The sequence below is a fragment of the Streptomyces sp. NPDC006385 genome (genome assembly GCF_040612485.1).
GTDB lineage: Bacteria > Actinomycetota > Actinomycetes > Streptomycetales > Streptomycetaceae > Streptomyces.
Map to the genome: position 1 here is coordinate 18,319 of NZ_JBEXQG010000068.1, position 13,842 is coordinate 32,160.

Below are 13,842 nucleotides of genomic sequence, written 5' to 3' on the forward strand. Positions count from 1 at the left end.
CTCACCACATGCCCCTGGACCAGCAGACCGGCGTACGCCTCTATCAGTTCATCGTCGACCGGCTCGAGGAACGGCGCCGCGAGCAATACCCCAACGGCCGCGACGAGTACGAGTCCGACTGGACCGCAGCCCACGATCTGGAGAAGGACTTCGCTACGGCCGTACACGCCGACGACCTCGCCACAGCCGAGCAGCTCCTCCAGGAGCTCATCGACATGGCCGCTCCGTGGCGAAGCCATCCTCAACACCCGGACAGTCACACCGAAGACGGGAGCCAGCCCGACAACGCCGTGCTGGGCAACCGGGCATGAGGCGGCAGTGGATCCTTCCGTGCGGCATGGTCGCCGCGATGGTGGTGCTCACACCCACCGTGATCCGCACCCAGAGCGCGTCGTGGACGATCGGGTGGTCGGCCATCCTCCTCGGGGCCGTCGCCGTGCTGCTGCTACTCGTCCTGGCTGAACGCCTCACCCCGCCGCCGGACCGACCCGAGCCCCGCGACCTCCCGGAAGCCTGACCCGCCCCGACCCGCCGTTCCCCGCCCCGGACAAGGGCGGCCCTCAGCCCTCCGCCCGGAGCAGGACGATCACGGTGGCGTCGTCGCGGTACCCGCTCTCGTCCTCGGCAGCCGCCGCGACCAAGGCGTCCGCGAGCAACTGCGGGCCGGCCGCGTACATGCGACACAGCCGGGCCAGCACCTTCTGGGGCACCTGGTCGGAGACCCCGTCGGACACCAGCAGCACCAACGGGACCTCCGAGGGGACCTGCACCTGTCGGCACGTCGCCGCCCCGGCCTGGGCCAGCCCGAGCCGCGACCAGTTGTCGTGGAGCTCCGCCGCGAGCTCCACCGCCGCGCCCCCGTTGATCCGCAGCCACTCACCCATCGTCTGGTCGGTCGACCACTGCCTGAGCGAGACCCCGTCCCACCCGTACGCCCTGCAGTCCCCGATCCAGTGGACGCTGGTCGGCTGTCCCGGCTGCGCGCAGGCGAAGACCGCGGACGCGTGCGGGGGCCGGTCGTAGGCCGCGGCCATCTGCCCGGCCGCCATCAGGCCGGCCAGCCCGCCCATCACGGTCCCGATGTGGGTGATCACCGCCGGGGTGATCGCCGCGTACCGGACCACCTCCGGATGATGGCCGGCCCCGTCGACCACTGCGGCACTCACCATCTCCCCGCGGCGGTGCACGTCGGCTCCGTCCGCGCAGGGCGGCTCCGTCCCAGGCCGCTGGGCCAGTCCCACCACGATCTTCTCGACGCTCACCGTGCGGGTGTTCTGCTCTTCCATCGTCCATGCCTCCGTTCCGGGGGCCGGGGTGACCCTCGTGCCCTACAGGCCGCTCGGAGCAGAGGGGTGGGCTATTTAACGAAGTTGAGGCTGGTGTGACGCCTGTGGCGGCCATTCCGTTGTGGACGAAGTCGTACGGGCGGCTGCCACGGGAGCGGGGGATTCGGAAACCGAAGGTGCGCGGTCAGACCGGCTGAGATCATGGCAAGAGGGTCAGCTCATGACCATGGCACAGCAGTGGGGGCGGCGATGGACGAGACGAGCACGGTGCGCGCGGTCGCGATCGACTACAAGGCGGTCCTGCGCTCACCCGGACGCCCCCACGACGGGATCGCCGACTTCCTGCAGTGGCTCGACGAACACGACATCTCCTTCGTGCTGCTCACGACCGACTCCATCGACGCCGAAGCCGCCCTGAGGGCCGCCGGTCTGCCCGCCCCCGCCCTCCACCTGTGCCGTGACGACATCCCCGGCCGGCCGGCCCGCGGCAGCGGTGCCTGGCTGCTTTCGGTCGCCGACCACCTCAAACTGCGCACGAATCAGCTAGTGATGGTGGGAACCACGGAGTGGGACTGGCGTACCGGCATCAACGCCGGCGTCGTTTACATCCACGCCCGCTGGGCCAACCACGTCCGCGACAACAAGAACATGCGCCCCCTCTCGGCGGACGAGCCGGCCGGCGTCGGTGAGCTCCTGGAGCACTTCCTGGACGAGCCCTGCTGGGCCTTCAGCCACGACGACGACGCCCGCTCCTTCAAGATCCGCTCGCTGTTGCCTCCCAACGTGCGCTTCCCCCAGGCCCCCGGCCGGACCTTCGAGCTCCAGGACATCTTCACCCGCGGCCGCACGATCACCGTTGGCACCCAGGACGCCCGCGACATCCTGATGCTGCGCCTGCTGTCCTCCGCCTACCTCGACGGCACCCTGCCCCACCGCAGCCTCTTCTGCGTCTACCCCAGCAGCTCCCCGGGCAAGGTCAGCCAGCAGCTCGCTGGCTTCCTCACCAAGGCGAAGGTGATGGTCGGCTCCTACTACCGCGAGGACCTCCTCGAGCGCGTCGCCCAGGCCCCGGACACCAGCTGGGAGCGGGCGAAGAAGAACTGGGGCCAGGTGAGCACGGCGGACATCTCGATCGGCGCACAGGCCCGCACCGTCCGGATCAACCCCAAGTACAAGGGCAAGCTCAAGGGCAAGACGGTGATCGTCTTTGACGACTTCACCACCGAAGGCAAGTCCATTGAGTGGGCTCGCACCCTCCTGGCCAGCGCCAAGGCAGCACAGGTCATCGCCCTGACCATCGGCAAGTACGGCGCCTCCCGCCACACCGCCTACCAGCTGCGCCCCGGCACGACGATCGATCCGTACCAGGTCAGCTACCACCTGGCGGCCACGAACTTCGTGACGACGTCCGTCACTGGAGCCGCAGGCCCGGGCCCCGACGACGCTCTGAAGGCCACGATGTCCCACTTCATCGCCGCCGAGCAGACCGCTGATTGATCTTGCCCGCCGTCCGGCCTTCGGAGCTGGCGCCCCCCGTGGCGACCGGACCCGAGGATCGAGCCGACCGTGCCCTTCCCTCCCGTACGCGGACCGCGTACGCCATGATGGAAGTGGCCCGAGAACCTCGCTTCATCCTTCGAACATCCCGGGGCCACGAGTAGAAGGACACCTTGATGGACCTCGATATCACCGCTGACCAGCACGATCTGCTGACCCTGTGCGCGTTGCGCGCTGGCGACGCCACCCTCGACTGGAGCCTGATCGCCCGCGGCGCCCAGAGCCCCGAGGGCTTGGCCGCGCTCATGGACGGACAACTGCACGAGGACTCCCGTGCCGCGGCCAAGAACCGCCCCCTGCTGCAGCAGGCCCTGACCTCCGGCCTGGACGACGCCCGCGCCCGCGTCGATGACGAGCTCGCCGCCGCCGGCAAGACCGGCGCGCGCCTTGTCACCGTCCTGGACAAGGACTACCCGGCGAACCTCAGGGTGATCGGCAACCTGCCGCCGTTCCTCTTCTACCGCGGCGAGCTCGACCAGCGCGATGCCCGCTCCATCGCGATCGTCGGCACCCGCCAGGCCTCCGAGGACGGCCTGCGGCGGGCGGCCCGGATGGCCCGCGAGCTCGTCGACCACGACGTCGTGATCGCCAGCGGTCTCGCCAAGGGCATCGACGCAGCCGCCCACCAGGCCACGCTCACCGCCGACGGCCGGACCTTCGCCGTCATGGGCACCGGCATTGCCGCCCCGATCTACCCGGCCGAGAACCGTCCGCTCGCCAAGGCGATCCTCGCCGCCGGAGGCGCGCTGCTGAGCCAGTTCTGGCCCACCAGCCCTCCGGCGAAGTACACCTTCCCTCGCCGCAACGTCGTCACGTCCGGCACCACCCTGGGCAGCGTCGTCATCGAGGCCTCCAGCACGTCGGGCGCCAAGATGCAGGCGCGCCTGGCGGCCGAGCACGGCAAGCTCGTCTTCCTGATCCGCTCCCTCGCCGACACCCAGCCCTGGGCCAAGAAGATGCTGGAGGAGGGCCGGGCGATCCTGGTCACCGCCTCCAGCGACATCACAGACCGCCTCGGCCAGGCCGTGGACATCCAGGCCGCCGGACAGCAGCGCCAGCAGCTCGCCCTGGCCGGCCTGTGACGGCAGGTCTCCCGGATCCGGCAGGCTTCCCCGACTGCCCGGTATGCGCCTACCGCATCACCGGCACCGCCCGCCTGTGCTCCGACTGCGCCGGCCGCACCCTCCAGCCCGTCGCCGAGCCCCACTGCCCGGTCTGCTCCCAGGCCGTCGCGCCCGGCAGGCCGTGCGGGAACAGGGTGTGCGCGCTGTCGGAGGCCGAGCGGGGGTTCTCCCGCGTCGACGCGGTGGCCATGTACTCCGGAGCCTTGCGCGACAAGATCCACAAGCTCAAGTACGAGGGGAGGGCGGGCTGGGCGTTGATCTTCGGTCGGCTCCTCGTCGGCTGGATGGAAAGCCACCCCGAGGCGATGCAGGGCGTCGACCACGTTGTCGGGAACCCCACCCACACGGGCCGCCAGCCTCTCCAGCACATTGAGGCGATCATGGACGCCGCCTACACGGAGGACGTGACGCGGGTCTTCCCGCTCAGCCCGCCGGGGGCCCACCGGCTGGTGAAACATGCCGAGACGCCCCGGTCCGCGAACCGGACTCTGGACGAGAAGCGCGTGGCCGCAGTCGCGCACGCCGCCGCCCTGACCTGGACCGGAGACACTGGCGACATTAAGGGGGCCACCATCCTCCTCGTCGACGACGTCTTCACCAGCGGATCCCAGCTCCAGCACGTCGCGCGCCGACTCCGGGCAAACGGCGCCGTCGACGTCAGGGGACTTGTGCTCGCACGAGTCCCCTGGAGCGGATGACCGCCCCGACGCTGCGGCCCGTCTCCGCGGCATCCCGCTCTCCCGCGCAGACCGAGTCCGCGCCACGCCCCGTGATCCGAATCCCCGAATATGTGCGATAAGAGGCCAGTTGGCGCGGTACGTTGAGCAGCAGTCCCCCCCGGACGCCGCGTCCCCCCGTGCGTTGCGTCCGGGGGCATACTCCGCCGGATCCGGCCTGATCACCGGCCACGACCGTCCCGCCACGACGTACACAGCTCTCGACCGCGCGCCTCGTCAGGACCACTCCTCACCCCTCTGAGGGATGGCCATCGGCGGGTGGAATTCAACGTCCTCGTCCGCCACTACCCTGGTGGCCAGCGGGATCGAGGGAGCCACATGAAGCGAACGCGAGCTGTCGAACTGATCGAAGCGATGCTTCACAGGCTCGACGGCCCCCAGGAATGGCCCCTCAACCTGGTCCGGCAGGTGTGGCTGTTCGGGAGCTTCGCACGCGGCGCCACCGAGCCTCACGACGTCGACGTCGCTGTCCGGTGCGAGCGCGACGAACGGATGAACCAGGCCGTCGTCCAGGCCATCTTCTCCGGCGGCAACCCCTACGCGCCGCTGCGCCGCGCGCTCGCCGGGTCATCCCGCGGGCTGCAGTTCCAGTTCGAGGACGCGGCGCGTGAGCAACTGGAGGCCGAAGGGACCCTCATGCTCCCGCTGTGGCAACGGGGTGACACGCTCACCGAAGCTCTCGGCGTGCTCCACGCGATCGACGAGGATCCCGAAGCGGGCCGGGCCGAGCGCCACGACATGATCGACGCTTTCGAAGGCCTCGACCGGCACATCCCCCGCCCGATCCGGGCAGAACTGATCGAGTGGCAGCAGCAAGAGGCCCTCACCATCTCGCGCATCACGCTCTCCGACGCGCCGGACGACACCGACCTGCTGGCGACCCCGGACATGCGCTGGGCCTTCCGCCGGTGGAACGACGACAGCCCGCTGCGCCGCGCTGCCCTGGCGGGTCTGGCCCTCATGAAGGAACTCGCGGTCGACCTCGACGACGTCGAGCTGGCCGGTCAGCGGCTGCCTACACCGCGACGCCTCGCGGGACACCGGAGTGAACCCCGCTGGTGGATCAACTGGAAGTGGCAGGGCTACCAGAGCATCCCGTACTGCGTCACCCGCGCCGACGGCTGGCTGGAGGTAGTACAGCCCACGCGGGCGCGACCGCTGAACGCGTTGGTGATCAAACCCGGACCCAAGGCAGCAGCATTCGGACGCTGACCACCCGAGCCGGCAGCCTGCGCTCGGTACGTTGGCGGTCAATCCCTGCACATTGTGTTCCCCGATGCGCGGCGTCCAGGGGCATACTCGCCGGATCCGGCGTGACCATCGGCTGCCGCCCATCTAATCCCGGAAACCCCGCCACTCGTCTTCCCGCCATCCGGGGCCCAGCGCGTTATCGGCTCTTCGGTAGCAGAGCTCGCAGACGTGGGTAGCGGGCGAGCAGCCGGGCCAGGTGGGTGCTGAGGAGGCCCGGCCTGAGGACGGCGGTGACATGGACAAGCCAGAAGTCCTCCACGGTGCGCCTGGCGTGCGTCAGCGCGTCCTGGGACGGCGTGGTCTCGTCGTGGTCGGGAAGGTGCCGGCCGTAGACGGGAATCACCTCTATGCCGGCGGCGCGCAGCGCGCACAGGCGGTGCTGGCCGTTGGTCAGATTCTGCTGTCCGGTGTCCCACCAGATGTGGCCCCCTCCGATGAGGGAGCGAAACCAGGCGCGGTCGCGCTCGCTCAGGTCCGTGGCGCGGTAGAGCCGGTCCTGTTCGTTGCTGTCGGGTTCGGCGCGGGCGAAGGCGAGCACGGCCGCGGTGATCGCCCTCCAGTCGTCGGCCTGATGGTAGGGGCAGGCGGCGAAGTCCTGATCGCCGAGCCGGGCGAACAGCTCGGCGTGGGCGGTCTTGCTGTGACCTTTGGGGTAGGTGGCAGCCAGGGCCTTCGCCCGCTCACCGTAGGGGCACTTGAACAGGCCATGTGGCCACGGAAGCTGAGAGGCGGCGACAGGGCGGATGCCGGTGACGCCGTCCAGGTGCAGAGCCCGCTGGGCGGGGCTGCTGAACCTGCTGGGGTACAGAGCCGCCTCCGAACCTGGCGGCTCCGGCCGTATACGGGCATCGGCGTGGAGCTGCTCGGTGAGGTCGGGTTCGGTGACACCGGCCAGTTCGTAGAAGGGACCCTCGTGCCAAGCTTCGTCCTCGTCGGAGCGGCGACGCTCCGGGTTGGGCTGGATCAGGACGGTCACCGGAACCTCGGGCAGCACGAGGATGCCGGACAGGCCGTGGACCGAGGCGAGGGTAAGGCGACCGCGCGCCCAGGCAGGATCGTTCAGCACAGCGTCGAGGGCGTCACCAGCGAGGTGGCCGATCCATTCGACACGGTGGAATCCTTCGTCGATGCGCATGTCCCACTTCGGGTGCCGCAGGGCATGGATCTGCAGGTAGTCACCAACCATGACCAGGTGGGCCGGTTTGTCGAACACGGCTGCCCGCTGGCGCGGCGGCTGCGGCTCGGTCTCGTCGGCCGGCGCCACGAGGTCGGGGCCCTGGATGGTGCTGCGAAAGGGGTGCGGTCCGGCGGCCAAGCGGCTTCCGGTGAACAAGGGCTCTGGTGTCTCTGGCCACCAGGGATGGGCGGAATCCCAGCGGGCCCGGTCGCTGTCGACCTCGCCGAGGGTCCACTGATCACCCTCACGCAACATGACCGGGCCTGGCATGCCGTGACAGAACACGACCGCGATCTGCCGGGTTGCCCGGGTACGCAGGTGGGTGGAGCCGGGAGCCAGGAAACCGATGTCGGTGATGACCTCCACCCGCTCGATCCGGGCGAACCCCTCGCCGTCCGGCACGCCGTCGACGGCCATCCGTTCCGAAGCGATCTGGAGGTAGTCCCCCGGGCGAAGCGCGGTACTCACGTGCGGAACGGTCATTCCCTACCCCCGGTGCGCCGCCTCACAGTGCGGCGGTCTGTGATCTCCTCGTGTATACCGCACCGGACCAACAGCTCCTGCCCGGCCTCGCGAGCTAAGTGCTGTCAGTGGCCGTTGATAACGTGCTCCGTCCAGTCGTGGAGTTCATGAAGGGACGGGGTCCGTGCGGGATGTGACATGCCATCAGGTCAGCGAGCAGCGGTTGGCCGAGGCGCTCGACGACATCGACGGGCGGGCCTACACGCGGTGGCACTGGCTGCGGTACGGCAGCATCTCGCCGACGCTGATCCGGGCCATGGCGGACGAACTGCTCGACCACGTCGCCGCGCGAACGGTGACGGAGCCGGGGCTCGACGCTGCGGCCGGCACGGTCGCCGTCACCGCCGCGGAGTGTGTGCACGGAGTGCTGAGCATCATGTGCTTCCCGGACGGGGACCAAGAGCTCCGGTTCCCCCTCGTCGGGGAGCGGATCAGCACGGACCCGGACGACGACGAGTTCGGGGACGGGCCCATCACCTTCCGGGACGTCGTCAAGGAGGCGCCCACCGCGCGGACCTGGCTCGACATGTTCGAGATGTGTGTCGTCAGCGGGCATGTGTGGGACTGGGAGCGGGTCACCGGGCTGCTGCTGCGCGGCGACTACGCGCCCGCCATCCGTGACGGCGTGCCCTACAACCGGTACACCTCCGTCTCCGACCCCGCCGACCTGGCCGCCATGGACGCCCTGTGCCCCTATCTCACCGAGGCGGCCGGGCATCTGCCCCGCGACTGGCCTACGGTTCCGCTGCGCAAGCCGGACGCCGGGGAGCGCACGGAGGCCGCCCGGCGGCTCGACGAGGTCGGCGACGCGCTGAGCGCGGACCAGCGGCTGCTCCGCGTACTCCTCGAAGACGACCAGCACGCATTCGAGGACGCCCTAGTCGCCCGGCTGGTCGCGTACCGGGAGAGCGTCGAGGCCGATGCCGGTGATCCCGCGCCCCGGTCCCTCCTCCCCCTCGGCATCCTGGCCCTGGCCTGCCTCGCCGTCCAGGTCCATGGGTGGGAACTCGGTGTCCGGTCCGGGTATCTGCCGTACGGTCTGCTGGGATCGCCGGACGCGCTGCTCCGGGCAGCGGAGGGGAACCGGAACAGCTTGGGCTGCTGGGCCGCCAAGTAGGCACCCGGGGTGCGAAGGTGGGCCTGGCGCGCATCCAGGACATCGTCGTGGAGACGGACTCGTCCCCACCGAAGCAGCGCGTACGTCTGTGCGATAGCAGTCGGCGCCCCGAGCCGACGAACGGCGTGGCGCCCCCGTCGAGTCGAGCCCGAGGGATACGGTGGCGCCCTGCGGCATCGGTCTGCTGCTCCTCACGCGAACCTCGGCCCACTGGTTCAAGGCGGAGGCGAAGAAGCTCGGCTTCGATCAGAGCCATCTCACCGACCGCACCACCGCACACCAGTGCCTGTTCCTCACGCTCCGCGGGCCGACGGAGCGGAGCGAAAGGTACCCGCCATGTCGGCCACCCAGACCAGCAGCCGGGCCCGGACGTACGCCCTCTACACCGGTGCTCCCCGCCAGCTTGCGTGCGAGGTCGTCGCCGGCCTTCCCCGGCGCGCCCCTCTCATCCCCGCTCCCGCCCACCATGAGCAACTCCTCCTCGAGTCCGAGGTGTTCTACTGGGTTCTCGGCTCCCAGCGGAACTTCTTCGAGTTCCCCTTCGGTATCCAGTACGTGCAGCCCACCGCGGACGGCATCAGGCTCCACCTGGAGAGCAACGCGAGCCTCGACAGCCTGCTGGCCGGCCTGCTGCCCGGGCGGGTGAGCGTGGGTAGCGGCGACGACGAGGTCCACGGCCTCAACGGGTGCCGGATCACGGCACGAAGCGAGCGCGGCATCGAGCTTCGCCGCCTCGGACAGCCGACCAGCATCCGGCTCACCGGACCCTCCCGACGCGCCTTCCAGAAGGCCGAAGCCGCGCTCGCCGAGCGCATCCGTGACCACGGCGGCGAGGCCAGCTGGCTCGCTGGCGGCACGTGGACCGCCCACGAACGCCGTTGGGAAGACGAGCGCCAGCCACTGCCCTACGAATCCACCTGGCGTGACGCGGCCTGGCTCCCCAGCGGGCTGCTGCGCCGCCTCGGCCTCCTGCACACCGTCGCCGTCCCCCAAGTCGTCACCGGCCACGAGTCCCGGCTGGGGGAGTGGTGGGTCCTGGAGCTGGACCACGATGCCGACACCGGCCTGCGCCGCGCCGAGTTGGTCCAGGCCCTCACCGACCCGGAGCACGGTCTTCCGCTGGAACTGCGGGGACACCGTGACCTGACCCCCGGCAAAAGCCTCGGCCTGATCCTCCTGAAGTCCCCGGACAACACCGCCACCCTCCAACTGCGCTACGACCGCTTCGACTACCCGGTCAAGCCCGAGCGGGCCGAGATGTTCGCCGCGATCCGGCGACGGATCAGCACCGTGACGGGCGAGGCCCCGCTCCCGGCGATGCCCGACTGCTCGGCCACCGGCTGAGACGCCAAGCACCACCAGGACCGCCGTCAAGCCCCCGTCACCCGAACGGATTGCCGTCACTCGGCGATCTCCTACGCCCCGTGTTCGTGCCGTACCGTTTCCGGACTGCGCCTGCCCGGGGGAGGGTATGGGGCCGGACCAGGGAGAGGACGGCATCGGGGTGGTCGGGGATGATCAGGACTGGAGTGAGCACGCGGCCTGCCGAACCGCCGATCCCGACGAGCTGTTCGTCGAAGGCGCGGCACAGAACAAGGCCAAGGCCATCTGCACCGGTTGCCCGGTGCGCACCGAGTGCCTCGCCCACGCCCTCGACCTGCGCATTGAGCACGGCATCTGGGGTGGGATGACCGAGCGCGAACGGAGGGCTCTTCTGCGGCGGCGCCCTCTGGTCACGTCCTGGCGCCGCCTGCTCGAGGCCGCCCGATCGGAGCACGAACAGACCGCCGGTGCCGAGGACGGACAGTGGGGCGCCACCGGATGACGAGTGGCCGCGGCCGAACGGACCTCCCCCGCGCCAGCGGTCACATCAATGCCGCCCGGCCGGCCGTTCCTGACAACTTCGCTCCCCTCACCTGCAGCCGACTCACTAACGTCACCCCTTATGGCGACAGACCTCGTTAGCGGCCCAACCCGCAGCTGCATGCGGGAGATCAGCTCACGGATCGAACTCTCCCCACTCCAAGCCTGCTGGGACGGCAGCGGCTTCACCCCCGGACCACCGAAGGACACCTCCGGCGCCCAGAGGAAGCGGCTCTTCTCCTCCTACGCCGACCACATCACCTGGAGCGACCCCGAACAGGTCACCCGCGCCATAGCCGTGTTCGAGAGGATGCTCCGCGCCTACCGCAATGAGGTGGAGAGATACACCGGATCCGGAGAGGAGACGCCCCAGCAGAAGTGGGGGAAGGAGCTCGACAGGATCCGTCGGGACTTCGAATACGACGGCTATCAGATCACGGACAGCCTGCGCATCCGCAAGGCCGGAGAGCGTCGGCCTGATCATGAGAGGGCCGACGCGGAGCTCTACACCGAAGCTCTGCGCGTTCTACGCCACGCCCGCAACCAGATCGAACGCCTTCCCTCCACCACGCGAGGAAAGGGCGAGGAAGACATCCGAGACGTCCTCTTGGTCGCGCTGGGCGCAGCGTTCGCGGGCCGCTGCACTGCGGAGAGCCTGAACGGCGCGGGGAAAACCGATCTCCTGCTGCGGATTGAGGACCGTAATGTCCTCGTCGGCGAGTGCAAAGTCTGGAAGGGCGCCTCGAAGTTCCACGAGGCCATCGACCAGTTGTTCGGCTACCTGACCCGCTACGACCGCTTCGCGGTGCTTCCGCTGTTCATCCACGCAGCGCAGCCGAAGCCAATCGTGGAGAAGGCCACTCAGCTGCTGACCAACCATCCGCGCTGCGTCTCCGCGGCTGTCCCCGATGACAATGGCCGCCAGTACAGCTTCGTGCTCAGGTCCCCTTCATCGACGCCGTGGGATGTGGAGGTGGCCCTGATTCCCTTCGTGATCAGCTAGGCGGATCTGCGCTGGGGGAACCCGAGTGGTGGCACGTCCCGGACACCTGCGGGGAGGTGTCACCGCAGGTCAGCCCCACGCTGACGCTTCTGCGTTCACTATGGTGGGCCACGGCAAGTTCCTCCGGGTCTTCGTGCAGCCGGCCACCGCCGTCGAGGCCCCTTCACGGTCGACTGGACCGGCACCGTCCAGATCGACTTCGAGCTCGGCGCTCCCTGTTGGTTGCCCTGCCGCGACGACGGACAGGCCCCCACCGCCAAGCACTCCGCTAGGCCAGGTTCCACGCTCTCTTCTCTGGCGCAATGCCGGTGCGCACAGTCCGGTCCTACAGGAGGTCCACCTCGGCGTCGACGTAGCCGAACTGGCGAGCCATGTATACCAGCGCCTCCCGCAGCAGGCGCTGGCGCTCTGCGCGGACCATGGTGGGCGCCGTAGTGATGGTGACGGCCATCTGCGACCTGGGGCCGCCGTCGTTGGGGCCGAGCGGCGTCAGGTCGACGTGCGTGTCCAGATCCGGCAGGACGCCGTTGTCGGCGGGCTGTTCGCATGTCATCCGCAGTTCGGTGGTGGGTGGGGCGGCCCACGACAGCCCGGCCGAGTCACCGACGACATCGGGCAGCAGCTCGGCGGCCGTCTCCCACGCGGCGAGCAGCACGGCCTGGACCTCGTCGAGGCCCAGTTGCGTGTCCCCGCCGGGACCGAGGAGCACGGCCCACGCCTCCGGATTCTCGATCAGGACGTCCGCGCAGGCGACCACGGTGGACTCCATCGTGGTGGGCAGGGCGAGCATGACGGAGGCCTTCACGGCCGGGCCGCCGTCCGGCGCGGCGATCGTGCACGTGTACCCCACGGAACGGGCCGAGTTGCCAAAGGGCCCCCGTTCCCAGCGAGCGGCGGGCAACTCCGCGCCCCGACGCCGGGACAACATCGTCACCGCGCCGGCCACCGCGCTGTGCGCAAGCTGCTGTTCGAGCAGCGTACGCCGGGGTTTGCTGACCTCCAGCGCGCCCGGGTCGGCCCACGGCAGGTTCACCAGGGCGCGAAGGCGCAACGCTGGCGTCTGGCCAGCGGTCCCGATCTCGGCCGACCGGCCCTGGTCCAGGCTGAAGCGGGGAAGCGGCTGCCACCGCCACACGCCGCGGCCCGAACACGACAGCCGGCCCGCACCCCACGATCCGCCGTCGAGGTCCACGCTCCGAGCGCCGGCCGGGATCACCCACGGGGTGTCCGAGCCGGCGGGAAGCCGGGGGAAGCCGACGGCCGCGAGCGGGTCCTGACCGCCCGGGGCACGCCGCCCCGCTTCGACGATCGCCTGCCAGACGGGCTCGGCGACGGCGGCCGGAGGGCGACCGGCAACCAGACACAGCACCCATCCCGGCTCGCCGTCCGCCTCGTGCTCAAAATCCTGCAGTACGGCCGGGCTCTGCGACCACGCCTCTCCGGCCGGCTGGCCCAGCCCGGCTTCGGCCAGCTGCTCGTAGGCCGCCCGCATCTCCCGCTCGCGGTCGGGCAGGCCCTGCCCGACACGCAGCCCGCCGTCCGGCCCGGCTTCAGAGACGGCCTTCCGCACGAGCTCGGTGAGCGCCTGAGAGGTAGGCATGCCAGAGGCGCGGACACCGGCGGAAAGCAACTGCTGGATCTCGGCCCGCGGCAGCCAGTGCGTGCTGTCGCCGTCCCTCATCGGCACGGCGACCGTGTCCGTGCGCGGAGACCCGGGCTTGCCCACCGGGGCCGGCACGACGAACAACGTGCCGGCGGCCTGCTCGGGGACATCGATGAACACCACCCGCTCGCCGTCAGCACCGGACCATCCGACGCGCACGCCGCGCGGAGCTGGGGTGATCCATTGACGGATCAGCTTGCGGATCTGGTCCACGTTCACTGCGGCCGGGTCGAGGCCGACGATGCGGTCCAGGACCTCTTCGTCATGCTCCAGGCGGGTGGCGATGCCGATGACGATGATCCCGCCGCCCCCGTTGGCGAACGCAGCGACGTCCTTGGCGAGTTCCTCGACCGCCTTGGGGTCCGCCAGCTGGTAGGGGCCGCCCTTCGCGTCGAGCCACTGCGTCTCGCGCAGTTCGAGCAGGGAGCCCGGTTCCTGGGCGTCCAGCGCGGCCAGCGCGCTCTTCAGATCCTTCACCACCCCGGCAGTATCCACCCGCGCTTCGGCCGCTCGCCGTCATGTTCACAAGCTCACCTGCGCCA

Annotated in this window: 14 protein-coding genes; 10 read left to right on the plus strand and 4 right to left on the minus strand. The window is 70.0% G+C overall.

Features of this window, described 5'->3' with window-relative positions; all coding sequences use genetic code 11:
• The first annotated feature begins 8 nt into the window (after positions 1-8).
• A complete protein-coding gene (locus tag ABZ078_RS35275; RefSeq protein WP_051715313.1) occupies positions 9-311 on the plus strand; it encodes a hypothetical protein in 303 nt (100 codons plus the stop codon).
• On the plus strand, positions 308-517 hold the full coding sequence (locus ABZ078_RS35280) for a hypothetical protein (protein WP_356582181.1): 210 nt from the start codon (positions 308-310) through the stop codon (positions 515-517). Before ABZ078_RS35275 ends, ABZ078_RS35280 begins: the two co-directional genes overlap by 4 nt.
• A 43-nt stretch (positions 518-560) precedes the next feature.
• Here the strand turns inward: ABZ078_RS35280 and ABZ078_RS35285 are convergent, their stop codons facing one another.
• The gene (locus ABZ078_RS35285; RefSeq protein ID WP_356582183.1) at positions 561-1,286 is read right to left on the minus strand and encodes a hypothetical protein; all 726 of its coding nucleotides are present in this window, start codon (positions 1,284-1,286) and stop codon (positions 561-563) included.
• A 249-nt stretch (positions 1,287-1,535) separates the two neighbouring features.
• Between ABZ078_RS35285 and ABZ078_RS35290 the strand changes: the two genes are divergently transcribed.
• Both ABZ078_RS35290 and ABZ078_RS35295 read left to right on the plus strand, forming a co-directional pair.
• A complete protein-coding gene (locus tag ABZ078_RS35290; RefSeq protein WP_356582185.1) occupies positions 1,536-2,783 on the plus strand; it encodes a hypothetical protein in 1,248 nt (415 codons plus the stop codon).
• 176 nt (positions 2,784-2,959) lie between these two features.
• On the plus strand, positions 2,960-3,925 hold the full coding sequence (locus ABZ078_RS35295; protein ID WP_356582187.1) for a DNA-processing protein DprA: 966 nt from the start codon (positions 2,960-2,962) through the stop codon (positions 3,923-3,925).
• Between the two features lie 49 nt (positions 3,926-3,974).
• Here ABZ078_RS35295 and ABZ078_RS35300 read toward each other — a convergent pair whose 3' ends face one another.
• Entirely contained in the window at positions 3,975-4,181 is a 207-nt protein-coding gene (locus tag ABZ078_RS35300) for a hypothetical protein (protein WP_356582189.1), read from the minus strand.
• Between ABZ078_RS35300 and ABZ078_RS35305 the strand changes: the two genes are divergently transcribed.
• On the plus strand, positions 4,171-4,665 hold the full coding sequence (locus ABZ078_RS35305) for a ComF family protein (RefSeq protein ID WP_356582191.1): 495 nt from the start codon (positions 4,171-4,173) through the stop codon (positions 4,663-4,665). The genes ABZ078_RS35300 and ABZ078_RS35305 overlap by 11 nt on opposite strands.
• 357 nt (positions 4,666-5,022) lie before the next feature.
• On the plus strand, positions 5,023-5,916 hold the full coding sequence (locus tag ABZ078_RS35310) for a nucleotidyltransferase domain-containing protein (protein ID WP_356582193.1): 894 nt from the start codon (positions 5,023-5,025) through the stop codon (positions 5,914-5,916).
• A gap of 175 nt (positions 5,917-6,091) precedes the next feature.
• On the opposite strand, the gene ABZ078_RS35315 is transcribed toward ABZ078_RS35310, so the two are convergent.
• Positions 6,092-7,600: a hypothetical protein gene (locus tag ABZ078_RS35315; RefSeq protein WP_356582195.1), complete on the minus strand. Its 1,509-nt coding sequence runs from the start codon at positions 7,598-7,600 to the stop codon at positions 6,092-6,094.
• A gap of 178 nt (positions 7,601-7,778) precedes the next feature.
• Here ABZ078_RS35315 and ABZ078_RS35320 point away from each other — a divergent pair, with 178 nt between their 5' ends.
• The 4 genes from ABZ078_RS35320 to ABZ078_RS35335 all read left to right on the plus strand — a co-directional run bounded on the left by ABZ078_RS35320 (position 7,779) and on the right by ABZ078_RS35335 (position 11,637).
• The gene (locus ABZ078_RS35320) at positions 7,779-8,771 is read left to right on the plus strand and encodes an immunity 49 family protein (protein WP_356582197.1); all 993 of its coding nucleotides are present in this window, start codon (positions 7,779-7,781) and stop codon (positions 8,769-8,771) included.
• Positions 8,772-9,107: 336 nt separating this feature from the next.
• Positions 9,108-10,115, plus strand: a complete 1,008-nt coding sequence (locus ABZ078_RS35325) for a hypothetical protein (RefSeq protein ID WP_356582199.1) — start codon at positions 9,108-9,110, stop codon at positions 10,113-10,115.
• A 127-nt stretch (positions 10,116-10,242) separates the two neighbouring features.
• Entirely contained in the window at positions 10,243-10,596 is a 354-nt protein-coding gene (locus ABZ078_RS35330; RefSeq protein WP_356582201.1) for a WhiB family transcriptional regulator, read from the plus strand.
• A gap of 159 nt (positions 10,597-10,755) precedes the next feature.
• Positions 10,756-11,637, plus strand: a complete 882-nt coding sequence (locus ABZ078_RS35335) for a hypothetical protein (RefSeq protein ID WP_356582203.1) — start codon at positions 10,756-10,758, stop codon at positions 11,635-11,637.
• 325 nt (positions 11,638-11,962) lie between these two features.
• Here ABZ078_RS35335 and ABZ078_RS35340 read toward each other — a convergent pair whose 3' ends face one another.
• Entirely contained in the window at positions 11,963-13,780 is a 1,818-nt protein-coding gene (locus ABZ078_RS35340; protein WP_356582205.1) for an RNA-binding domain-containing protein, read from the minus strand.
• Positions 13,781-13,842 lie beyond the last annotated feature (62 nt).

What these genes read in the sequence shown, in the direction of transcription:
- ABZ078_RS35285 (WP_356582183.1), bottom strand. Translation starts at nt 1,286, where the DNA reads ATGGAAGAGCAGAACACCCGCACGGTGAGCGTCGAGAAGATCGTGGTG.
- ABZ078_RS35335 (WP_356582203.1), top strand. Translation starts at nt 10,756, where the DNA reads ATGCGGGAGATCAGCTCACGGATCGAACTCTCCCCACTCCAAGCCTGC.
- ABZ078_RS35310 (WP_356582193.1), top strand. Translation starts at nt 5,023, where the DNA reads ATGAAGCGAACGCGAGCTGTCGAACTGATCGAAGCGATGCTTCACAGG.
- ABZ078_RS35280 (WP_356582181.1), top strand. Translation starts at nt 308, where the DNA reads ATGAGGCGGCAGTGGATCCTTCCGTGCGGCATGGTCGCCGCGATGGTG.
- ABZ078_RS35295 (WP_356582187.1), top strand. Translation starts at nt 2,960, where the DNA reads ATGGACCTCGATATCACCGCTGACCAGCACGATCTGCTGACCCTGTGC.
- ABZ078_RS35290 (WP_356582185.1), top strand. Translation starts at nt 1,536, where the DNA reads ATGGACGAGACGAGCACGGTGCGCGCGGTCGCGATCGACTACAAGGCG.
- ABZ078_RS35325 (WP_356582199.1), top strand. Translation starts at nt 9,108, where the DNA reads ATGTCGGCCACCCAGACCAGCAGCCGGGCCCGGACGTACGCCCTCTAC.
- ABZ078_RS35275 (WP_051715313.1), top strand. Translation starts at nt 9, where the DNA reads ATGCCCCTGGACCAGCAGACCGGCGTACGCCTCTATCAGTTCATCGTC.
- ABZ078_RS35330 (WP_356582201.1), top strand. Translation starts at nt 10,243, where the DNA reads ATGGGGCCGGACCAGGGAGAGGACGGCATCGGGGTGGTCGGGGATGAT.